This is a genomic window from Sphingobacterium thalpophilum (assembly GCF_901482695.1).
In the GTDB taxonomy this organism is placed as follows: domain Bacteria; phylum Bacteroidota; class Bacteroidia; order Sphingobacteriales; family Sphingobacteriaceae; genus Sphingobacterium; species Sphingobacterium thalpophilum.
Window position 1 is genome coordinate 4,176,695 of the sequence record NZ_LR590484.1, and the last position, 23,451, is coordinate 4,200,145.

Sequence of the window (23,451 nt, forward strand, 5' to 3'; positions counted from 1 at the left end):
ACCGATGGATACCACAAAATACTTATTAAGAAGTCATTGTTTACCCTTTAATCGTAGAGGATGAAATCATTTTTTTTATTTATATTGTTGATCATGGTTTTCTGCTGTCCGGATGCGGTCGTGGCACAGATGATAAATCTGGCAGCAAGAAAGCCCATCGCAGCGGAACCCCATATCGCTGATAATAATCCTTCTCATCTGGTCGATGGACGCGATGAAACCTTGTTCTATGCCTATCCTAGTGCACCACTAAATAGGATAACTGTCGATCTCCAGGGTGAATACCAGGTTGATCGTGTCCTGCTACGCGGATTTAGAGGAAATGATACGATGCAGGTGATAACTGTGGACAAGAAGGGAGGGCAAACTGTTGTGTTCAAAGGAACATTACCTGGTAAAAAACTCATCAGTTTCCAACCAGTTTCCGCACATAAACTGATTCTTGAATATGTCCCCAAAAATAAGACGTTGATGGGGGAGCTTGAAGTCTACGCCTACGAGCGGGAGCCGGTTATGGTAAACCAGAGTGGTTATAATACGAACGCCATTAAACGCTTTACTGCGCCTAAATCTACAGAAGGTACCATCTTTTGGGTAGTAAAGGCCGGACAGGAACAACCCCTTTATCAAGGAACGATCCAAGGACAGGTTGGTGATTTTACGGCATTCAACCCATCAGGAACTTCGGAATATCAGATTGTTGTGAATGGCCCGGTTGTCGGGAAATCTCATCCTTTTTTCATTGCCCCTTATGTGATGGAGCGAGTATCCTACAGGCCAGCCCTGCAATTTATGATTGATGACCGCTGCTGGTATGGAAATGCGATAGCCTATTCACCTACACAGGATTGTGCGGACTGTCCTTCACTTGGCGTAGCCTGGCGCGACAGTCATCAGTTTTCTTTTGAGCTTCAAGCTTTGATTAATCTTTATTTTTCGAATCCGGACGCATTTACTGTCGAAAGGATGCCTGTCGAAGGACATTACAAAGGGCTACGGCAAGACTTGCCGGCAAATACACCTGAAGTGGTACGGCTCATCTATTATGCAGTGGATATTTATCTTCGGGGTAAAGTAAACCATACTCTTTTAAAAGAACAGCTGGCCTACTTTTTATATGCATATCCCATGCTTCGCGACTATATTCCTAAGCAGGTCTATCTTGAGGCACGTGATTATTTATTTGGAATCTGGGGGGATAGTGTCAACAGCCGCTGGCGCTGGCACGATATTGAACATGACGCCAACCTGTTTCAGACCTATACGATTATAGGTACAGGTAAAGGACAATTTCCGCCGGGACATTCTATTGCACCTAATCTAATGATGTACGAAGTGGCCAAAAGGGAGGGCCGGCGAGATGCTGAAAAATATTGGAATGCAGCATTTAAACAGGCGGAGTGGATCATCGGGCATATCGACTGGAAAGACCCTGCAGTCACCAAGGGGCAACGCATGAACGAATATGTTACTCTGCAGAACCTCGGTTATTTCTTAAAGCAATATCCTGACAAATGTCCTAAAGGCCTAGCTAATAAAATAGTCGACTGGGCGCGGACAATAGTGCCTCGCGGGCATAACCTATGGGATTTTAGAATGTATAATGATAATAAATGGGTTATTCCGGATATCAAACCGGCATCTGATCCCGCCTTCAATCCACAAGGGAGCTTTAACGAGCCGGGCAATATTGCGGGTTTTCCTGTACCGGCACTGATCGCCAAGGATGTCGTGAACGATCCGAACTTGCAACATCAGCTGGAAATATTGGCCGTAGGGCAGATTGACAATGTATTTGGCAGAAATCCGGCGGGAAGGCATTATAGTTATGATGCTCTGACGGATTTCGTCGGAGCAGATGTGCCTTGGTTTCAGGAACTTGAAGGCGGTGCTGGTATGCTGCAGACGGTACGTGGTGTACTTGACGGTTCGCCCAAGGAAGACATGTATCCATATCATCCTTACGGGGGTGATCCGGGGCATACCGAAGGATGGGTAACATTTAATACTGCCTGGATTGAAGGAATAGCTTATCGAAATTATGATCTCACGAAAGTACAGCTATTTGACGGTGAATTCAAAGAATCGTTAAGTCAGGTCTCCGGATCTCAACAGGTAGGTTTACGTCTGACCGCTCCGTTAAACCTAGATCCGTCTGTTCGGGAAAATGCGAAACTCATCGTGATGAAGAATGGTGACGAACCGCTGGGCACTGTTGAGCTGAAGGAAGACGGCGTCGATGGTTTATGTTTTGAAAGTGTCATTTCCATGAATCGATTTCCAAATCTCAAGAAAGGGGATGTAGTCACCTTTGCCTATGGTATGGGGTGGTTTACCCGACTGGTTAAGATAAAAGTTGAATAAATGAAAACAGTGATTGTATTTTTTATCGGACTGCTGGGCATATTGTTTATCGCTCGGGCAAAAGCAGACAGGCGGTTGATACTTGTCGCTGGACAAAGTAATTGCGTTGGTAAAGGAGATGCCTCGCTGTCTTCTGTCGGCATGCCCGGCACAGCCTGGGAATATCTGTTTGCCGGAGATAGCCTGGTTCCCTTGCTTGACCCAGTAGGTAAAGAAGAACTAAATTTCCAGCAAGCGGCATCCGGCAGTGCATGGCCAGCTTTTGTGGAGACTTTTAACCGGCTTACTGGGGATACAGTCATTATAGTGGCAGCTGCTAGAGGTGGGAGTTCCAACCATGTAAAGGCAGAGCTTCATGGGATGGGGACATGGTCTCCAACTGGACAGCTGCTTTTATTTGATGCTGCAGTGACAAAGGTGAAGGCTGCCATGAAAAAAACAGGACTGTCACTTAGTGCCATTGTCTGGATACAAGGCGAACGGGATGCCAATGCGATAAATAGCGGACAGCTAAGCGCCATGGAATATCGGGACAGTCTTAAGAAACTTATTCAGCGGTTTCGATCGGAGCTGGGCGGACATACTCCTTTCTTTATTGTAAAAACAGGTTACTATCGTCATCATCCGCAAAAGGGTTTTGATCAGGTAAGAGCTGCGCAGACTCATGTAGCTCAGCATATAGAACAAGTTTATATTGCGTTTGAACATGCCATCACATTCTTTGAGCGGGGCTGGATGACGGATGATATCCATTATAATCAGCGGGGATTAAATGCAGTGGGCGAGGCTGTCGCGACCCAAGTGGTCGAGAAGATTGGTATTCCTTTTAAGAAACGCAGCTTACAGACTTTTCGTCTAAATGGTATCGCAGAATCGGAGCTACGGAAAGGAATGCCTCATTTCGCAACATGCTTCCAAACGTGTGATACAGTCCGTATAGCATACATTGGGGGGAGTATTACCCAACTCGCTGAGCGATATAGACGACAGACTACAGATTATATCCGTCAGCGCTATCCAAAAACAACAGTGGTGGAGGTTGCTGCGGGTATCCCGGGCACCGATGCCGACCTTGGCGCCTGTCGGGTCGCAGAGCAGGTGCTGGTCCATCATCCTGATCTTGTATTTATTGAATTTGCTGTTAATGGCGGATTTCCACAAGGCGTAGAAGGAATTATCAGACAAGTAAGAAAGACAGACAATCGTACAGATATCTGTTTGCTTTATGCAGCAACAGCAGATCAGCTACAAGATTATCTCCATGGAAAGGTGCCGGAACACATTCTACAACTAGAAAAGCTAGCCGATCATTATGGTATCCCTTCCGTACATATGGCACTTTATCCAACCTGGGTACTCATGCACAGTAAATTGACAGGTAAGGGAAGTCAGGCAGACATCAGAGCGGGAAATATTTTGTTTACGGAAGACGGTGTACATCCCCTGGAGCAAGGTGGCAATCTCTACGCCGCAGCTATGGGTAGGTTATTCGAAAAGGCGCTCGTGCAGGCCAATGGTTCAGTAGGTCAAGACATCGGTGCAGGATCAGCAGAAAAAGATGTACCTGAGGCATTATTTCCAGATAATTGGGAAGGCGCTCGATGGAGTGATGCAATAGCGGCTATTCAATTTTCGCAGGACTGGCAGTCCGTTTCGATGAAAGATAGTTTACAACAATTTGCTTTGTGGTTTCCCGCGGTGATGGCTGCTGAAAACCCGGGTGCTTGGGGGACTGTCCGGTTCGAAGGAGATGCAATAGGTTTCTTCGATATCGGTGGCCCCGAAGTTGGACAGCTGAAGTTCAAATTGGACGGTAAAGAGATTTCTATCACTCTGAATGGTGGTGTAAGGTATCGTATTGACGAAAATGGACAACTGGGCCTCAATCGGTTCAATCAGTATTGCAATAATCGTTACCGTGGTCAATTTTTTATATTGCAAGTCCCTCGGGGAGAGCATGAGCTGACATTCAGTATTGATTCGGAGCTACCCGATAAGGCTGCGATACTGGGGCGCAATCAGCAGGAAGATATTGCATTGCATCCCCGAAAATATGCGCGGAGCAAAATTTACATAGCCAAAGTCCTGGTCAAAGGACAGATTCTACGATAACGAAAATTTTTAGATACATATATTAATAGACAATGATTGTAAAGGAAGCTGAGTCAGCAGAAAAAAGAAGCAAGAAGAGAGTAAATATAGTTCCCGACCTGGTGGTCGTAGGAGGAGGTTTGTCCGGCGTTTGTGCAGCGCTTGCGGCTGCGAGACAGGGTTTAAAAGTCACTCTTGTGCAGGATCGGCCTGTTTTGGGCGGAAATGCTTCCAGTGAAGTCCGCTTATGGATATTAGGTGCGACCTCGCATATGGGGAATAACAATCGCTGGAGCAGGGAGGGAGGGATAATTGACGAGATATTAGTTGAAAATACATATCGCAACCCTGAGGGAAATCCTTTGATTCTAGATATGATTTTATTGGAAAAGGTGTATAAGGAGGCCAACATAACGCTCCTACTCAACACGGTCGTTTACGATTTGGAAAAAAACGGTGTCGATGAGATAGCGGCGGTTGTAGCATTCTGTAGTCAGAATTCCACTGAATATTACCTAAAAGCGCCATTATTTTGTGATGCCTCGGGAGATGGTATACTAGGTTTTATGGCTGGTGCAGCTTTCCGCATGGGCGCGGAGTCCACGATGGAGTTTGGTGAACTAATGGCGCCAGATCAAGAATATGGGGAACTGTTGGGGCATTCTCTTTATTTTTATAGTAAAGACGTTGGAAAGCCCGTGAAATTTATACCACCAGCATTTGCTTTGGATGTAACCAAAGAGATCCCACGATTCAGAAATTTCAATGCCAGAGAATTCGGATGTAAGTTATGGTGGGTAGAGCATGGTGGGCGGATGGATACTGTATATGATAGTGAACAGATCAAATTCGATCTATGGAAAATTGTGTATGGGGTATGGGATTATATCAAAAACTCAGGCAATTTTCCTGAAGCCGACACAATGACATTGGAATGGGTAGGGACAATACCGGGTAAGCGGGAGAGCAGGCGTTTTGAAGGTGATTACATCATGACACAACACGATTTGGTCGAACAGCGGCAGCATGTGGATGCTATTGCGTACGGAGGCTGGTCCATTGATCTGCATCCTGCAGACGGTGTCTTTGGGGAGAAAAATGGCTGTGATCAATGGCATAGTAAAGGGATTTTTCAGATTCCGTACCGAAGTATTTACAGCCGAAATATCAAAAATCTATTTTTGTCTGGACGTATTATCAGTGTCAGTCACGTGGCTTTCGGTGCAACCCGTGTTATGGCAACCAGTGCGTATGTAGGGGAGGCTGTGGGGATGGCGGCGGCACTTTGTAAACGTTTCTCATTACGCCCTAGAGAGCTCGGAGCGGGCAAGCACATGAGATGTCTTCAAAACGAACTGTTGAAGATTGGGCATTATATTCCGTCTGTCCCGTTGAGGGACGAGACAGACCTTGTACAGGCTGCTAACCTGCGGATTTCTTCTGCTTGGGCATTCAGAGGTTTTGCCGCCATTTCGTTAAAATGGAAGCCGTTGGCTATCGCATCCGGTCAGCTGCTACCCGTTCCAGCGGGAAAATGGCCCGTTGTAAAGATGCCTGTACGTGCCTCGGAAAATACCCTTTTGACAGTGGAACTCAGGACGTCGGCAAAAGCGGGCAATTTTACGCCCGATGTGTTGTTGGACAGCAAACAATGGAAGTTACAAAAGGGGGAGCAAGAACTGGAATTATCTTTTGATATTCGTTTACCCGAACCGGCCTATGTTTTTCTAATTTTTAGGAGCAATGCCGCCGTGCAGTTGCCTTATACGGAGCAGCGTGTGACAGGCATAGTTGCTGTGCGTAACGGCGAAAACAAAGCCGTTTCCAATTTTGGAAAACAGCTGCCGCCGCCGGGGAAAGGCGTGGATGAATTTGAGTTTTGGTGTCCGGAACGCCGGCCGCAGGGACAGAACCTTTATTTTACTCTCTCTGAGTCAATAGATATCTTTCAGCCCGATTATTTGAAGAACGGCGTAGACCGTCCGACCACGGTTACCAACGCCTGGGTGGCGGATCCTGAAGACAGCAGCCCCACTGTCGAGTTGAAATGGAAGGAGAAGCAGTATATATCGTCAATCGATCTTTTTTTTGATACCGATTTTGACCATCCGATGGAATCCGTACTAATGACCCATCCCGAAACAGTAATGCCGTTTTGTATCCGCGAGTATCGGATTCTGGATGGAGATCATCAGTTGATTTATGAACAGAAAGCAAATTATCGTAGTCGTGACCAGATCCGATTTAATGTTCCTATTTTTACTGATTCGTTGACCATACAATTAAATCATCCATCCGCGCATGTGCCCGCTGCATTATTTGCAGTACGTTGCTATGCTCAATAACATTTTCATATGAGCAATCTTGATTATGCCGTAATGGCTATTTTTGCACTGTTAATCTTAGGCATTGGTCTTCTTTTCACTGCTGGCAGTAAAAATACGTCCGCTTATTTCGAAGCGGGTGGTAAAACGCCCTGGTGGATCAATGGACTTTCTTTGTTTATCAGTTATTTCTCTGCCGGCACCTTTGTGGTCTGGGGATCCATTGCCTATCAATCGGGCTTTGTCGCCAACGGGATTCAATTAACGATGACCCTTGGCGGCCTAATCATTGCTATTTTTATTGCACATCGATGGAAACGTACTGGCGCTCTGACTGCAGCTGAGTATATTGGTGTTCGTTTTGGTGTGAAAACGCAGCAGTTCTATACAGTACTTACTTTATTATACAGCCTTTTTTCTATTGCTGCGGTATTGTATCCTGTAGGCAAAATGATTAATGTCGCTTCGGGGCTATCCATTGAGCTGAGTGTACTTGCCATAGGAGGTATCATTGTACTGTATACCGCTGCCGGAGGTTTATGGGCTGTGCTGGTTACAGATGTGGTCCAATTTGTTGTGCTTTCAGCAGCGGTGATGATTGTTATTCCTCTGGCGCTGGAAGATGTCGGTGGATTGGCGAGTTTTGTCGACCATGCGCCCGACAATTTTTTTACCTTTTTCAATAGCGAATACACTTTTGGATTTTTTCTAGCCTTTTTACTGTATCAGACGGTCTATATTGGTGGCAACTGGTCATATGTCCAGCGGTATACAAGTGTATCAAGTGAGCGGAATGCCCGCAAGGTCGCCTATTTATTTGCAGGTTTGTATCTTATATGTCCATTTGTCTGGATGCTGCCTCCGATGATCTATCGGGTTATCAATCCAGCGCTTGAAGGTGTAGCGTCGGAGGGTGCATACATGATGATGGCTCAGCGTGTATTGCCTGCAGGTCTTATTGGGCTTGTATTGTCGGGTATGGTATCCGCCACAGCGAGTAAAGCCAATACGACACTCAATGTTGCAGCGGTAGTGTTTGCCAACGACGTTTATAAGAAAATTTTCTTTCCTAAAGTCTCGGAGCAAACATTGATCTGGGTAGCCCGTGTCTTTACGGCGTTGTTTGGTATATTGACCATGGTACTTGCCATCCTGATCCCTTATGTTGGGGGCATCGTGGAGATGGTTTTGAGCACAGCAGCCATAGCCGGTGGATCGTTGTTTGCTCCATTGATCTGGTCACTCTTTTCCGAACGACAGACCGCGCGCTCACTTGTTGTGGCGTCGCTACTGAGCTTAGCGGTTAGTCTGTTTATGAAGATCGGAGCACCTTATGTATTGAATATCAAATTGGATCGGTTTTGGGAAACTGCCCTTGGTGTCGGGCTACCACTGTTAGTATTGGCTTGGTTTGAATGCGCGAATAAACGACAATCTTATCCGTCGTTTGAGCAGACGGGGGCACAGGATGAGTACAAAAACAAGGAGGCCGATCGTCAAAACGTATTTGGAATCAAGGTGATTGGTTTGTCGATTGCGATAGTAGGTTCGGGTGTGGTCCTATTGGGTATTATCGCGTCGAAGGGCATCACCGCTGTAATTGTAGGGGCTGTTATTCTCTTGGTCGGGTTGGCCATATGGCGAGCAGCATACCGATACCCGTAAGATCTGCCGCGGCTACAAAACTATTTACAGGTAACCATTGTTCTATTGAAGACTTTTCAAAAATAGGTTAATAACGAAAGAGCACGCAGTGTTCCCCTCACTAGCGTGCTCTTTTTTTTGATAATCTTATTTGTGATAAGAGGGTCAGCCATCTTATTGGAGGATTGTAATTCAAGAAATTGGCTTTTTGAAGGTTGTCTTAAGAGTAAAATAGGCTGTATGGAAAAAGATCCAGATGTGATTATTATCGGTGGCGGTCCTGCCGGGCTTACAGGTGCCATACATTTGTCCAGAAAAGGGTTGACAGTGACTGTAATTGAAAAATACGCTTATCCCCGACATAAGGTTTGCGGCGAATACTTGTCCAATGAGGTTTTACCTTATTTACGCTCGCTAAGGGTAGATGTCAACACCTTGAAGCCTAGCCAAATTGAGCGACTTAAATTCACAACACAAGTTGGGCGGGAGGGTATTATTAAACTTCCCTTGGGTGGGATCGGACTGAGCCGCTACTGTCTGGATGACTTTTTATATCAGAATGCTATTGCAAATGGATGTATTGTAAACACGGGTACAGTATCGGAAATTTCTTTCGAAGGTGATGAATTCACCGTTACCTGTCGTGACAAAGTGCTTAAATCTAAAATCGTCCTTGGCGCTTACGGCAAACGTGGCCATATAGACCAAGCGTTGTCGCGCAATTTCATACAAAAGATGTCGGGATGGATAGCTGTCAAAGCCCATTATACAGGGTGCTTCCCAGATGATCTCATTGCCTTACATTATTTTGAGGGTGGGTATTGTGGTATTTCAAAAACCGAACAAGACACTATCAACGTATGCTATTTGGCAGATATCAAGACTTTTAAGAGATATAAAAATATCGCGGAGCATCAAAAGTATGTCTTAGCTGAAAACAATCAGCTGAAATATTTCTTCGAGCATAGCAGCATGCTTTATGATAGACCACTTACGATAAGCCAGATTTCGTTTGAGAAAAAGACCACTGTAGAAAAGCATATGCTAATGATAGGTGATACTGCTGGACTGATTCACCCATTCTGTGGCAATGGAATGACTATGGCCATACAAAGTGCCAAGCTTGCTTCGGAACTTATCGTCGATTATTACGATGGCAAAATAACTTCTCGTCAACAACTGGAAAACGCATATATCAGGCAATGGAAACGAAATTTTGGACGACGTCTATTTTTCGGTAGAGTCTTAGCAAAAGTGCTCCAATACGAAATTGGCAGAACCGTTCTTATCCACATGTCAACTCTTTTTCCAGCCGTACTGAGTTGGATCATCAAACAAACTCATGGAACCACAAAGACAATAAAATGGGCATAAATACCAAATATAGGACAGCGCAAACCGAAATTATGGACGATTTTTCGCTTGAGGGAACAGAGCTTCGTACCACATTGGATCAACTGTCCTTGATCAATCGTTTTCTTGGCGGTAATAGTACCACGTTAAACGGTGTCAAGAAATTGCTTGCTAAAACTGGTACAGTCCAGACAATTATGGTTATTGATATAGGTTGTGGTAATGGCGATATGCTGCGTATACTAAGCGATTACGGTTTTCAAAATAATATCGATTTTAAAATGGTCGGCATAGATGCTAATTCATTTACTATAGATTATGCTCGGAAACTATCTGGAGATTATCCAAATATTTCATATCGGTGTGCCGACGTATTTGAAGAGAATTTTGAAGCCGCTTCTTTTGATATCGTGTTATGCACCTTGACACTACACCATTTTAATGATGAAAAAATAGTTCACTTCATGCGCGTTCTGAGCAGACTTGCCCGTGTGGGAGTCGTCATCAATGATCTTCAACGCAGCAAAATTGCCTATAGGCTATTTCAAACTATTTGCTTTCTTTTTAAGTTAAATAAGATGACAAAAGATGATGGGCTAATATCCATATTGCGAGGATTTAAGAAATGCGAGCTGGAACGATTAGCTAAACAGTTGCATTTGAAAAATTATAGTCTCCACTGGAAATGGGCGTTCCGTTACCAATGGATAATTTCCAATATATGAACGTTAAGATAACAAGTATCGCCAAGCAATTGCCTAAGTATTCTTGTACAACAGCTGAGATCCTACCGCTAATGGAAGCGTGGCTCGATGGCCAGGAAGCGCGCTTTGTCAATAAGGTGAAAAAACTATTTGAAGGCTCAGCTGTGGATCGACGATATGCGATCATGGGTCCTATTGAAGTGTTTACGGCGACATCTTTTGAAGAAAAGAATGATATTTATTGTCGGGAAGCCATTATTTTGGGCGAAGCTTTACTCCAAAAAGCACTTGACAAAGCCGGTTGGGAGCCACGGTTGTTGGATTATATTATCACCGTCAGCTGCACCGGCATTATGATACCTTCTTTGGATGCTCATCTCATCAATAGAATGAAACTCCGGCAGGATATCGTTAGGCTGCCGGTTACCGAAATGGGGTGTGTTGCCGGGGTTTCAGGTATTATCTATGCCAAAAGTTTTTTACAGGCCAATCCTGGAAAGCGCGCCGCAGTCATTGCTGTGGAGGCACCTTCAGCGACATTTCAATTGGCCGATTTTTCGATGTCCAACATGGTTAGTGCGGCCATCTTTGGGGATGGGGCAGCTTGTTGTCTACTCTCGTCTGATGAGACGGATTCAGGACCTGTGATATTGGACGAGCAGATGTATCATTTTTACGATGCTCACGATATCATGGGTTTTAGGCTGACCAACACGGGCATGCAGATGATACTGGATGAGGAAGTGCCGAATGTAATCGCGTCACATTTTAAAGCGGTCATCGACCCTTTTCTCGAAAAGAATAATCTGGGAATTAAAGACATTGATTATCTTATCTTCCATCCCGGAGGTAAAAAAATAGTGGCGACAATCGAGCATATTTTCAAAGGATTGGAGAAGGATATTGCCGATACGAAAGCCATACTTTCGCAGTACGGTAATATGTCCAGTGCCACTGTGCTGTATGTTCTTGAACGTATTATGGAGCGTAAACCCTGTACCGGTGAGTTGGGGTTAATGCTGAGTTTTGGTCCTGGGTTTACGGCGCAGCGCGTTTTATTGAGGTGGTAAATTTTATAAATAAGGGAGTGATGGAATTGAATGATATTATTGCACAGTTGCCACATACCAAGCCGTTTTTGTTTGTGGACGAACTGGTTGATGTAGACGATAACCGAATTGTGGGTACGTATACTTTCGACGAAAATCTCGACTTTTACCGTGGGCATTTTCAGGATAAGCCAGTCACACCTGGCGTAATTCTGACTGAGACGATGGCGCAAATCGGGCTGGCCTGCTTTGGCGCTTATTTAAGCCAAGACGGTCAGCAGAATGCCTACACCATGGCTTTAACATCAATTGAAGTACAATTCCTAACGCCAGTGTATCCCAAAGAGAAAGTTACCGTTATTGCAGACAAGCTTTATTTTCGGTTCGGTAAACTGAAGTGTGCTGTCAGCATGCGAAATGAAATGGGGCAGGAAGTTTGCAAAGGTATATTGTCAGGCATGATAATACAAGAGGGATGAAAAGAGTTGTGATCACGGGACTCGGGGTAGTGGCGCCGAATGGAGTAGGCGTACCTGCGTTTAGGGAAGCAATAAAAAATGGAGTCTCGGGCATTCGTCATGATATTCGGCTACAAGAGTTGCAGTTTTCTTGTCAGATTGCTGGGATGCCAACGATAACGGAAGATATTAAGAGGCAGTATTTTACCGAGCTCGAGCTCAGAGCCTTTAGTAGCACTGGTATATTGTATGGCGTCATCGCTGGCATGGAAGCCTGGGCGGACGCAGGTCTGTCACTAGCTATGCCCATTGATCCCGACTGGGACAGCGGGACTGTTTTTGGTTCCGGTACTTCGGGAGTAGATAAGTTTCGTGAGAGCATTTACAAAATCGACGAGTTGCAGGTCCGCAGGCTTGGCAGTACGGTAGTGGCTCAAACCATGAATAGTGGGGTCAGTGCGTACCTGGGCGGCAAACTGGCGCTGGGAAATCAGGTTACCAGCAACTCCTCTGCCTGTGCGACGGGGACAGAGGCTATTCTAATGGCTTATGACCGTATACGCCATGGAAATGCAAAACGTATGGTAGCGGGCAGCGCCGGAGATAGCGGTCCATATATCTGGGCGGGCTTCGACGCCCTGCGTGTATGTAGTTCCCGTTACAATAGTGAACCATGGGCCGGTTCTCGTCCCATGAGCGCCAACGCTTGTGGATTTGTCCCCGGTAGCGGTGCTGGCGCACTGGTGTTGGAAGAACTGGAAAGTGCTCTGCACCGGGGGGCGACCATATATGCGGAATTGCTAGGCGGACAGATCAATTCGGGAGGACAGTGTGGAGATGGAAGCATGACCGCTCCTAATAGTGCTGCCGTGCAGCGATGTATAACCGACGCCCTTCAAAGTGCAGGTATTTCTGCGGCCGAGGTTGATGCTATCAATGGACACCTTACGGCGACGACAAAAGACGCTGTGGAAATCGACAACTGGGCCAAAGCTCTTGGACGTAATAAAAGTGATTTCCCATATATCAACTCCCTAAAGGGTATGACGGGACATTGTCTTGGTGCAGCTGGGAGCATTGAAAGTGTCGCGTCGGTATTACAGCTCCACGAAGGATTTCTTTTCGGCAACTGCAATTGCGAAGATTTACATCCGGAAATCGCTGCGATCGTCGATCCGTTAAAAATACCCTTAACAACACTCGCTCATAAAGCGAATATCATTGCTAAGGCCAGTTTCGGTTTTGGAGATGTGAACGCCTGTGTAATTTTTAAAAAATTTTGATCAGCACGAGTTATGAACAGAAAAGAATTAATTGATGCATTGCGGTATATCATAGAGCCTTATGCGGTTAATGATGAAGCGTTTAGCAATCTGAATGAAGATACCGATTTTATTCATGATCTTCAGATTAATTCGGCCAACCTAGTCGATGTCGTATTGGATATAGAGGAAAAGTTTGACGTGGTCATCGACAATCCTGATATGGAGCGCATGCTTAACGTAAGAGCTGCTATTGATATCATACAGAGCAAGCTTCAGAAGAAAAAATGATCGGGAATGATGTCGTTGATTTAGTCCAATCCCGTCGTGAAAGTAACTGGACTCGCCCAGGATTTATGTCGAAGCTTTTTACAGACAGCGAACAGTTGTTGGTCGCTGATAGCAAAGATTCGGAGCTCACGGTATGGTTGCTGTGGAGTATGAAAGAAGCTGCTTATAAAATATGGCATCGGCATAACAGGATTAGAAAATTCATGCCCAAACAGTTGGTGTGTTCCTTGATCAAGTTGTCTAGCCATTATGCATGGGGTAAGGTAACCTGCGGTGAATCAATTTTCTATACTGTGACTATGATTAGTGCCGATCTGATACATAGCATTGCCGTTGATGATCTGGCCAACTTCAGTCAAGTTAAGGAGATTGAAAAGGCTAAAATTCTGAAAGATCCAGATGGTATTCCCTATTTTTTAGTGCCTGATCGGAGAGAACCTTTGGCGGTTTCAGTAAGCCATCATGGTCGTTTTGAAAAGTTAGTTGCTCTTTTTGCAGTTTGATTTTTACCTTAAGAATATACGCCCTATTTGCTGCCAACGGGAAGGGTAGCTCTGACCATTCGGCTACAACAAAGTTCTTTTTGGCAACATACAGCCACAAATGAAAGCTGAAATTTGTTTCATAAATAGTATCTAATATGAACGTATTTGTTACAGGCGCTACCGGTTTCGTCGGAACCGCGGTAGTACATGAATTATTAACTGCTGGCCATACTGTTCTGGGATTGGCTAGGTCAGCAGCATCAGCAGAGAAATTGGTGGAGATGGGCGCATCAGTTCATCACGGTGACTTAACCGATTTTCAAAGTTTAAAATCCGGAGCGGCGATGTCAGATGCTGTCATTCATTTGGGGTTTGTTCACGATTTTAGCCGCTTTGAAGAGATGTGTGCCCTAGATAAGGAAGTGATCCGTGCGATCGGAGACACATTGCTGGGAACCAGCAAGCCTTTTATCGTGACCTCCGGAACAGCTTTATTTTCTAGGCCCGGTATAACCACTGAACAGGATGTTTCTACCAACATTCCGAATCCAAGAATTGCTACAGAAAATGCTGCCGATGAAATGGCAGCAAAAGGTGTCAACATTGCTGTTATCAGATTGTCGCCATCCGTCCACGGCAGGGGCGACCGCATAGGTTTTGTTCCATTACTGATCAAAGCTGCGCGGGAAAAAGGTGTTTCGGCGATGATCCATCAAGGAAATAATGTCTGGCCGGCAGTCCACCGTTTAGATGCAGCAGCGCTATACCGTCTGGCTTTAGAAAAACCTTTTGAAAAAGGGATACGTTATCATGCCGTTGCCGAACAAGGCGTCCCCTTCCGATCGATTGCGGTAGCTATTGCCGAGCAATTGGAGATTCCGCTCGTTTCCCTTAACGAACAAGAGGCGACACAACATTTCGGGTGGCTTACACACTTTGCAGAGTTGGATAATCTGACATCGAGTGAGCAGACCAAAAAATATTTGGGCTGGATTCCTCAATATCCAACTTTATTGCACGATCTAAAGAAGGGTGATTATTTTACTCCAATGCAATAAAGTGTATCTTTGATCTGTTTACATGTGATATTCTAAAACACTTGACATGCCAGACTATCAGCCGATAAGACTAAAGACCATATCTGAATTTCATGCTTTGCGCGGTTTACCGAAACCAAAGCATCCACTGATCAGTATTGTTGATTTTGAAGATATGACAAAGCCAGCCATAGGCAAGGAGAGTTTGTTATTTGATTATTATACGATTTCCGTCAAAAGAAATATGGATCATAAATACAAGTACGGACAGCATGATTACGATTTTGATGAAGGCATGATGTTCTTTATGGCGCCCCATCAGGTGTTGCGTGTGATAAGAGAAGAGCAGGGTAAAAATCCGTCTGGATGGATGATGATGATTCATCCAGACTTTTTTTGGAATACCACATTGGCAACATCAATTAAGAGGTACGATTTTTTTGATTATGCAGTTAACGAAGCGCTGTTCTTATCGGCGGATGAAGAAATAAAAGTTCAGCAGATTATCGAAAATATCAAACAGGAGTATCAGATGAACATAGATCGTTTCAGCCACAACATTATTATTTCTCAGCTTGAAACCATGTTCAATTATGCACAGCGCTTCTATCAGCGTCAATTTATGACCCGCCATAAGGCGAATCATCAATTTTTAGAGAAACTGGAAAGGTTGCTGAATAACTATTTTGATGGTGACCATGTCGCTCAGAATGGCCTTCCGACCGTACAGTTTATTTCCGAGAAGCTGCATATGTCGCCCAAATACATGCGTAGTCTACTCAAATCGCTAACCGGGCAAACTCCGCGACAACTGATCCACGAAAAATTAGTTGACAAGGCCAAAGAAAAACTTTCCACCACGGACCTGTCAGTCGCTGAGATCGCATACCGTTTGGGTTTTGAACATTCACAGTCTTTCAATAAGCTATTTAAGGCAAAGACGGATATTTCACCACTGGAATTTCGGAAGTCATTTTATCAGTAACAGTCTATGCACATGTTAGGTAAATACGGTGTCAATGATAGTGCCGATAAGGAATACAGCTATTGTGAAGGTTATAAAACCAATAAGATAGGCGGCGATCGCTTTTATATAATTCGTTATTTTACTTTGATCGAAAAATTGCCCCATGGACCAAACACAGTAGCAGAAGCCGAGTATGCTTCCATATATCATGCTATTCTTATGTGTAATTCCTTCAATCAAGGCAAAGACTGTATAGATTAGCATCGTCATGCCCATTGTGAAACATAGAAGTATGGTAATTTCAAAAATATTGTAGCCATATTTCCTAAAAAACAGTTTTGCCCAGAAAGCAATGAATATCCCCATAATGATGTTTGCATAGCCATAGTGATGCTGTATCCATAGATACATGGATGCTGTCGCAGAAGGTTTGGATTCGTAAAAACGGACATAGTTTTCCTCAATATGAAAAATATGGGTAATAATGGAGTATATCAACGAGGTGACAATGATAAAAATAATAGGTTTGACTAAGCGGCTTCGGTTTTCGGAAATGTAATGTCTTATATTTTTTCCTGGCGTGGTAATGAGTTCACGGATGGTATACAGAATGCCCCGTTCAAAATGAAGTACATGTTCAATCTCGTGCGTGATATAATGGGCGTCAATTCTTTTGAGTACCGCTGGTTGACCGCAGTTGGGGCAGAATTTAGAGGTAACATCAGTGCCACAGTTTTTGCAATGAATCATTATAGATGTTTTATAGGTGTTAGGGTTTTCAATATAGACTGTCTCTAAATTTTCGCTTATGGCTGGGTGGACATTCTACATTTTCCGCTCAAAAATAGGATAGATTGTTCTAATAAAGACTACACGGAAGTGTAGTTTTTTTTATTTTCGGAATATAGAATTTCGCTATGGATTTTAACGATTTATTTTCCCCTAAAAATACAGTTACCCAGCTATCCGTAAAGGATTTGGAACAGGCTAATCATTATATAGAACTCGTTAAGGCGTTTGCCCGTGTTACCTATAATAGTATATATATAATTGATTATCAGATGAAATCATTTGAATTTGTTTCTGGCAACCCTTTATTTCTGGCTGGTTTAAGTCCAGGGGAAGTGATGGAAATGGGTTATAGTTTTTATCAAAAATATGTCCCATTAACGGATTTTGAGATGCTTATCAACATTAACAATGCTGGTTTCAGCTTTTATGAGACAATACCGGTGGAGGATCGGAAGCTGTATGTTATCTCTTATGATTTTCAAATCCAGGATGCGAGCAAAAAATATATTTTAATCAATCATAAGCTGACTCCGTTTTTTTTAACCGAAGAAGGGAAGATATGGAAAGCCATGTGTATCGTATCCTTATCTTCTAACATATCTTCGGGGAATGTCACGATAGAGAAACTCCATTCGGATTTGATATGGCATCTCGATCTTTCGACAAATAAATGGGTAGCTAATACACGAGTTAACCTTACACAACGGGAAATAGAGATTTTACGTTATTATCACAGGGGTCTTAATATTCACGAAACGTCTAAAAAGATATTCATTTCGATAGACACGGTAAAATTCCACCGTCGGAAGCTATTTGAAAAGTTAGGTGTGAGTAACATGAGTGAAGCTTTGGCTTTCGCCTTAAACAATAGATTGTTGTAAATGGCAGCACGCTTAGGCAAACATCCTATCCGAAGACAGAATTTTGAAAATTACTAAAATTATTAGTGGTTTTGAGCTATGAATCTGCTTGAAATTCACTGTCGGGGAAGAGTAATGTTTGCGCAGATTGTCGTGCATGGAAGAGGCCCGGGTATGCGCGATTTCTATTTGTATCATAAAAACAGTATTATTTATTATATCTTTCGAAAAGATCGAGGAAGCTGGCTGCTTGCGTATGGCGAGCTTGCAGATGACATAAAAGAGGCCTGTATCGATGCACTCATATTACGCTACGATCACGATGTGCCACAAATGTTCTATCATCAGGGGAAGCGTTACGTTGTGCGAGTCAGACCTAAGAAGTATAATATTTGGCATTTTTTCGTGAATGATGTTTATGCTGCAAGTGTTCAGTATGATCGTTTTAGTAAACGATTTGAATATCACTATGACGAACAAACCGTATTAACCGAGGAGCATATCCAGAAATATATCGACATGATTCAGCAAGGTAAAATCAGATGGCGACGCCGATGATAAACGAAGATACCTATTTCAAAACTATTCAAGTCAGTGAAGGATAGTTGCTCTGGTAGGTTTATAAAATCAAAAAAGACGGAACAAATTCCGTCTTTTTTGATCAACAATTCAAATAAGCTTCTAATCGTGGCCTTCAGTTTTTACAATCTTATTGTAAATACCCAGCAGTAGAAAAGGTGCAGCCCATTGGCCGATGAACAGTGCGTCACTGTCGCGTGTTGTTTTGCAACATTTCAATGCCGCAGAAACTCCCATAGCGACAAAAGCCGCACCTAAAAATAAAACTGATGGAAGCTTTGATGTTTCTTTTTCGATACCTTTCGTAACCTTGTCCTCGTTTCCTGTTGTTAGTGCCATAATTTTTATATTTAAGTTTATTTTTGAACTGATCTCGATGGAATTTGGTTTACAAAGAATTAAAAAAGGGCGAGGTCGTCTAATCCTAAGCTCCTCTTGATCGGCGAACGATACAGTAACTACTGCGACATGTTGTCCTGGGGTATAGGTAAGCCACGTATCCCGACACAAGATAGGCGAGAATACCTCCGTTCATGCTTTTGTGTGATAAAAGTAGCCCCTTGAACCGCTACGGCAGTGTGATTAGCTGGAAAAGAATGATTGTCGCTGCCATCAGGGCGCTGCTTTTTTATCCTATGTTTTAATATATAGGCCGGGGCAACAGTTGATGCACCCGATATCACGAAGTTTTTAGTTCGTTGGGAAATTATGGCCAGAGCCTCCTAGTTTCGAGAAACAACTCAATTTGATTGAGCACTTTAGGAAGATTTCTGAGAATGTCCTGTGTCCAGAATCTGAAAACGACGTAATCCATATCGCGCAGGGCTTTGTTGACACGTCTGTCTTTTTGCATATTACGTTCGATCTTCGGAATCCAGAAAAGCTGATTGGATTTGATACGCTCTTTATTATTTTTCCAGTCAAAGCCATGCCAGAATTCTCCATCTACGAATATGGCGAGTTTATATTTTTTAATGACAATATCCGGAGTTCCAGGAAGAGATTTATCGTGCAAACGAAATCGTATGTTTTTAGCCCACAATGCTTTTCGTAGTATTAATTCCGGCTTTGAATTGCGACTTCTGATTTTGGACATGTTGAAGCTGCGTGTCGGGCTCGTATAGAAACCGGCAGCTTCCTCAAAACGTGGGACATGTATTTTATCTGCTTCCTCTTCGTAGTTCCCCATTTGCTAAAATTACAAATATCTTGTCTAACGGAACAATATTTTTGTGGAAGTCGTTTGTGGAAGCTGAGTTCACTTATATCCTATTGCGTCTATTGGTTCTTTTTTATAATTTAGGTTAATATGTTTACCTTATACAGATAGCCTTGAAAGCAGAAATTATCGACAACTTAAGCACTTTGATTGCCTATAATGTCAGGGGCAGTGTGCAATACAAGCATCGGTTTGATGGCTTTGTGGGCGAACTGGACTTTAAGGAATTTATGACACTTAGAAAACCTGACAATATCTTTTTGGACGGAGGGATGTTTGTACCCATTAAACAGAAGACGTCATATTTGGAAAACCCCGTTTATTTTACTGTGACATCACAACCGATCGAAAACTACCGCGACGTTTATAGCAGGTTTTCAAACGTGAGCTGCAAAGCACTGTATATTTTATGCTGGAACGCGGATACATCACATACCTGGGACAGAAAAGATATCTTGAATATTGGCAAATCTATCCTTGTTCCCACATTTATTGTATATAAATTTAAGGACGGCGACTTTATCAGCTCCTCATTGGACGAGCTTCTGGCAGAGTTTAGGAAAACATACCATTCGTATAAAGACGAGGTTAACTCCTGCATAAAACAACATTTTGCGGACACATTAATGCGCTTTGATGAAACCCACTTAAAAGAACTATATCTGCAGCGGCTCGTCTTTGACGGATATATAGGGCTTCAATATGAACGGGGGAAGCCTACTGATATTGATCAGATAGTACTTTCTGGAAAAACAGATGACTATTATTTACTTGAAGTCAAGGAGAAAGATCTCTGTAAGCGGGAACCAAAAGGCTTTGGCATGGATATAGAACGTATTGGCTTCTTTGGAGATTTAAAGCGGCAGATCGGGATGGAGACTTATTATTTTATAAAGCAGATAAAAGATCAGAGGACGCGTGAGTTCCTGCAATGGCGCTATATCACAATGACGGATTTTTTCAAATATTGCCTCAAAGAAAATGTTGAAGGCGGGATAGGTATGAGATCAGAGAATTCCAAAAATTATACCTGGATATGTCCTGAGAATCATTTTAAGGTCTATCCTTGAAATAATCCAAAAGTTCACTTATATCCGATTGACTTATAAGCCAATTTTGGCGACTTTGCAATATGGATATCAAAATAAAAGTTGGGCTGAGAATTAGAGAGTTACGTAAGTCACTGGGCTTAACTCAGGAGGCTTTGGCGTTTAAAGCTGCCATGGACAAGACATACCTCAACGAAATTGAAAACGGTAAGAGAAATGTTTCTATCGTCAATCTGGAAAAGATAATCATTGCATTGGATACGACATTTGCGGTGTTTTTTCAGGAGAGCCATACATTAGACCAGGCCTAATTTGATGGATCTGACATTTTATTTATGAAAGGATATAGCGTGGAAGTAAAGACTAAAAAAACTACCCCGAAGAAAACAGGGGATAATGCAAGGCTAGATAGCAAAAACAAATTCAATTTTATAGATTTATTTGCGGGTATTGGTGGTTTTCATATCGCGATGCACAGCGTAGGAGGTAAATGCGTTTTCGCATCCGAAATTGACAAGTTTGCCAGAATCACTTACGAGCATAACTACAAAAAGTGGTCTCCCGAACTGTTTGAGTCGGGTAATTTTAATCAGGATATCACAGATAAGAGTCTGGATTACAATAGTATTCCGCAATTTGATCTTCTGTGTGCGGGATTTCCTTGTCAGCCTTTTTCTCACGCGGGATTAAAAAAAGGCTTTGGCGATACAAGAGGTACATTGTTTTTCAATATTGAAGAGATCGTACGCACCAAAATAGAGGCATCAAAAAAGCAAAACAATAACGACCTTATCCCTAAGGTTCTATTTTTGGAAAATGTGAAGGGATTGAAAAATCATGATAAGGGAAGAACTTTTGAGACTATAAAGCATCATCTCGAGGAATTGGGGTATGAGGTTAGAGCCGAAGTTTTGAATAGTAAGAATTTTGGGGTGCCGCAAAATCGGGAGCGGATTTTTATTGTAGCATGGTATAAACAACTGGTACAGGCCACTGATTTTAGATTTCCATGGGGGCTCAACAGAGAGGGTACACCGATATTCGAACGCAATCTGAGAGATCCCGAGAGTCTGCCTACGAGTGTGGGCCAGATTTTGCTTGATGAGGAAGAACTTGAACGGATCGAGTCCCTGACAGGTCGGACCTATACGATTTCGGATAAGCTTTGGGACGGCCATCAGCGGCGCAAAAAGGAGCATGGTGAAAAAGGGAACGGATTTGGATATTCGCTTTTTCGAGATGATTCCCCTTATACCAGCACTATATCCGCGCGCTACTACAAGGATGGGTCGGAGATATTAATTGATCAGAGCACCCTGGGCAAAAGGCCGCGTAAACTACACCCCATCGAAGCAGCACGGTTGCAAGGGTATCCTATAGACGAACGTAATGAGAACGAGCGGTTTGAAATAGCGGTTTCGGATGCGCAGGCCTATAAACAGTTTGGTAATTCTGTCTCGGTTCCGGTGATCAAAACCTTAGCGAAAGAGATTATCAGCCAACTACTGAAGTAAGGTAATCGATTTTGATCATGGGAATCAATGCGTGCCCACGTCCTTGATTTTGAAAGAGGATGTGTAGGCCAGTGGGAAATGAGTAAAAACAACAGTTATTTACTTAAGGCTTGGGGTAGGTATTATCAGACATAGCTAATATCCATTGATATGAGTACTAAATTATCAGATCATTTTGTGGGAATTGCTGCAAAACGCCTGAGCCGTGTGGAAATTTTTTCCAATCAGCACGAATTTAACGGGATCAATAGATTCAGGGATATTCTCGGTAAAGACAGATTGAATTTTGCCGGAAGTATTATTTATTTTGCGGACGACGAAGATGAGGTGATCGACAATCCGTCAGATTTTACATGGTATGATGTAAGGGAGAATAATCCGTCGCGTTCTCCCGAATTTAGGTTGTACTATTCCGATAACGAAATCATTCGAAATGCATCGGTCGGAGATCTCGTGATCATGGGCAAAACTGTGCAGAATGATCTAAAGGTGATGGTAGCAGCGCAGGGCTCCACTTCCGAAAAACAGTTACTGTATCTTTTCGGTTTAGAAGAGGTAGATAACCGGTTTGTCGTCAGGGACTACAGGGAAGATTATGCTGATCTAGGCTTTGCAGGCAGATATATCCTTGAATCTATCGGCGTGGAGATCAATATTCCGAACGAGCCAGATTATCTGGCTCTAATGCTAGACCGGTTTGGGCTGTCTTTTCCAAGCACCGCTATCTTTTCGGAATTTGCACGGTCCACTGTACTGCATGTGAGCCCGCTTGATGATCCGGATGGCGCATTAATGTCTTGGTGGGAAAGGGAAGGAGAGCTACTCAGAGTTTTTGAACGCGCTGTGGTCGGTGAAAAAATCAGAGAAGGGTTTGGGGAGGACGTAGATGCATTTTTGAAATTTGCGCTGACCGTCATTAATAGGCGTAAGTCCAGAGCAGGACATAGTTTTGAAAACCACCTTCGACATATTTTTGATGTGTGTGATGTGAAGTATTCAAAAGGAGCAAAGACGGAGAGAAATAATCGCCCTGATTTTATTTTCCCCTCTTCGGAATCCTATCATGATATTACATTTCCTGCAGAACGCCTCTTTATGCTTGGAGTAAAAACGACGGCCAAAGATCGATGGAGACAAGTCCTTTCCGAAGCGGATCGTATTTCGGCTAAACATTTAATAACATTGGAACCGGCTATAAGCAAGAACCAGACTGATGAGATGATCGCCCAGAACTTGCAATTAATCATACCTTCCCCCTTACACCAAACTTATTTGGATAGCCAGCTTGAACATATCATCAATATCAAATCGTTTATCCGGTATTTGTCTCCTGATACAGTCGGTTCTTTCTGAAAGTCCGTTAGGAAATCGCTTTTATTCCTATCGTGTCGGTACCTGCTCTGTGTTTT

At 43.3% G+C, this 23,451-nt stretch carries 22 protein-coding genes; 19 read left to right on the forward strand and 3 right to left on the reverse strand.

Annotated elements, in window-relative coordinates:
• The first annotated feature begins 60 nt into the window (after positions 1-60).
• The 13 genes from FGL37_RS17300 (at position 61) to FGL37_RS17360 (ending at position 16,047) form a co-directional block, all read left to right on the forward strand.
• Positions 61-2,364 carry an early set domain-containing protein gene (locus tag FGL37_RS17300; RefSeq protein WP_028068826.1) on the forward strand — a complete coding sequence of 768 codons (2,304 nt, stop codon included), beginning with the start codon at positions 61-63 and terminating at the stop codon, positions 2,362-2,364.
• Positions 2,365-4,476, forward strand: coding sequence for an SGNH/GDSL hydrolase family protein (locus FGL37_RS17305; protein WP_051606570.1), 2,112 nt, complete (start codon positions 2,365-2,367; stop codon positions 4,474-4,476).
• 32 nt (positions 4,477-4,508) lie between these two features.
• Entirely contained in the window at positions 4,509-6,800 is a 2,292-nt protein-coding gene (locus FGL37_RS17310; RefSeq protein ID WP_028068825.1) for an FAD-dependent oxidoreductase, read from the forward strand.
• Between the two features lie 9 nt (positions 6,801-6,809).
• Entirely contained in the window at positions 6,810-8,444 is a 1,635-nt protein-coding gene (locus FGL37_RS17315) for a sodium:solute symporter family protein (RefSeq protein WP_028068824.1), read from the forward strand.
• A 219-nt stretch (positions 8,445-8,663) separates the two neighbouring features.
• Positions 8,664-9,797 carry an NAD(P)/FAD-dependent oxidoreductase gene (locus FGL37_RS17320; RefSeq protein WP_028068823.1) on the forward strand — a complete coding sequence of 378 codons (1,134 nt, stop codon included), beginning with the start codon at positions 8,664-8,666 and terminating at the stop codon, positions 9,795-9,797.
• A gap of 32 nt (positions 9,798-9,829) precedes the next feature.
• Positions 9,830-10,501 carry a methyltransferase domain-containing protein gene (locus tag FGL37_RS17325; RefSeq protein ID WP_232048728.1) on the forward strand — a complete coding sequence of 224 codons (672 nt, stop codon included), beginning with the start codon at positions 9,830-9,832 and terminating at the stop codon, positions 10,499-10,501.
• Entirely contained in the window at positions 10,498-11,550 is a 1,053-nt protein-coding gene (locus tag FGL37_RS17330) for a type III polyketide synthase (protein ID WP_028068821.1), read from the forward strand. The genes FGL37_RS17325 and FGL37_RS17330 overlap by 4 nt, the downstream gene beginning before the upstream one ends.
• 20 nt (positions 11,551-11,570) lie before the next feature.
• A complete protein-coding gene (locus FGL37_RS17335) occupies positions 11,571-12,008 on the forward strand; it encodes a 3-hydroxyacyl-ACP dehydratase FabZ family protein (RefSeq protein WP_028068820.1) in 438 nt (145 codons plus the stop codon).
• Complete coding sequence (locus tag FGL37_RS17340) at positions 12,005-13,270, forward strand: beta-ketoacyl-[acyl-carrier-protein] synthase family protein (protein WP_028068819.1); 1,266 nt, start codon at positions 12,005-12,007, stop codon at positions 13,268-13,270. Before FGL37_RS17335 ends, FGL37_RS17340 begins: the two co-directional genes overlap by 4 nt.
• Before the next feature lie 12 nt (positions 13,271-13,282).
• Positions 13,283-13,540 (forward strand): acyl carrier protein, encoded by a 258-nt coding sequence (locus FGL37_RS17345; protein WP_028068818.1) that lies wholly within the window; start codon positions 13,283-13,285, stop codon positions 13,538-13,540.
• Complete coding sequence (locus tag FGL37_RS17350; protein ID WP_028068817.1) at positions 13,537-14,043, forward strand: 4'-phosphopantetheinyl transferase family protein; 507 nt, start codon at positions 13,537-13,539, stop codon at positions 14,041-14,043. Before FGL37_RS17345 ends, FGL37_RS17350 begins: the two co-directional genes overlap by 4 nt.
• Before the next feature lie 137 nt (positions 14,044-14,180).
• Positions 14,181-15,083 (forward strand): SDR family oxidoreductase, encoded by a 903-nt coding sequence (locus FGL37_RS17355; protein WP_028068816.1) that lies wholly within the window; start codon positions 14,181-14,183, stop codon positions 15,081-15,083.
• A 46-nt stretch (positions 15,084-15,129) separates the two neighbouring features.
• Positions 15,130-16,047 carry a helix-turn-helix domain-containing protein gene (locus FGL37_RS17360; protein WP_028068815.1) on the forward strand — a complete coding sequence of 306 codons (918 nt, stop codon included), beginning with the start codon at positions 15,130-15,132 and terminating at the stop codon, positions 16,045-16,047.
• Positions 16,048-16,062: 15 nt separating this feature from the next.
• Here the strand turns inward: FGL37_RS17360 and FGL37_RS17365 are convergent, their stop codons facing one another.
• Complete coding sequence (locus FGL37_RS17365; protein ID WP_138096910.1) at positions 16,063-16,779, reverse strand: DUF3667 domain-containing protein; 717 nt, start codon at positions 16,777-16,779, stop codon at positions 16,063-16,065.
• A 311-nt stretch (positions 16,780-17,090) separates the two neighbouring features.
• Between FGL37_RS17365 and FGL37_RS17370 the strand changes: the two genes are divergently transcribed.
• Together FGL37_RS17370 and FGL37_RS17375 are read left to right on the forward strand one after the other, a co-directional pair.
• Positions 17,091-17,702, forward strand: coding sequence for a response regulator transcription factor (locus tag FGL37_RS17370; RefSeq protein ID WP_197734479.1), 612 nt, complete (start codon positions 17,091-17,093; stop codon positions 17,700-17,702).
• Positions 17,703-17,780: 78 nt separating this feature from the next.
• Positions 17,781-18,239, forward strand: a complete 459-nt coding sequence (locus FGL37_RS17375) for a hypothetical protein (protein WP_028068812.1) — start codon at positions 17,781-17,783, stop codon at positions 18,237-18,239.
• Between the two features lie 123 nt (positions 18,240-18,362).
• Here FGL37_RS17375 and FGL37_RS17380 read toward each other — a convergent pair whose 3' ends face one another.
• Together FGL37_RS17380 and FGL37_RS17385 are read right to left on the reverse strand one after the other, a co-directional pair.
• The gene (locus tag FGL37_RS17380) at positions 18,363-18,599 is read right to left on the reverse strand and encodes a hypothetical protein (protein WP_028068811.1); all 237 of its coding nucleotides are present in this window, start codon (positions 18,597-18,599) and stop codon (positions 18,363-18,365) included.
• Between the two features lie 367 nt (positions 18,600-18,966).
• Positions 18,967-19,449 (reverse strand): very short patch repair endonuclease, encoded by a 483-nt coding sequence (locus FGL37_RS17385; protein ID WP_028068810.1) that lies wholly within the window; start codon positions 19,447-19,449, stop codon positions 18,967-18,969.
• Positions 19,450-19,592: 143 nt separating this feature from the next.
• Between FGL37_RS17385 and FGL37_RS17390 the strand changes: the two genes are divergently transcribed.
• From FGL37_RS17390 to FGL37_RS17405, 4 genes are all read left to right on the forward strand, one after another.
• Entirely contained in the window at positions 19,593-20,549 is a 957-nt protein-coding gene (locus FGL37_RS17390) for a hypothetical protein (protein WP_028068809.1), read from the forward strand.
• A 62-nt stretch (positions 20,550-20,611) separates the two neighbouring features.
• Complete coding sequence (locus tag FGL37_RS17395; protein ID WP_028068808.1) at positions 20,612-20,839, forward strand: helix-turn-helix domain-containing protein; 228 nt, start codon at positions 20,612-20,614, stop codon at positions 20,837-20,839.
• 24 nt (positions 20,840-20,863) lie between these two features.
• Positions 20,864-22,042, forward strand: a complete 1,179-nt coding sequence (dcm, locus tag FGL37_RS17400; RefSeq protein ID WP_081817799.1) for a DNA (cytosine-5-)-methyltransferase — start codon at positions 20,864-20,866, stop codon at positions 22,040-22,042.
• Positions 22,043-22,192: 150 nt separating this feature from the next.
• Positions 22,193-23,395 carry a type II restriction endonuclease gene (locus tag FGL37_RS17405; RefSeq protein ID WP_028068806.1) on the forward strand — a complete coding sequence of 401 codons (1,203 nt, stop codon included), beginning with the start codon at positions 22,193-22,195 and terminating at the stop codon, positions 23,393-23,395.
• The last annotated feature ends 56 nt before the right edge of the window (positions 23,396-23,451 follow it).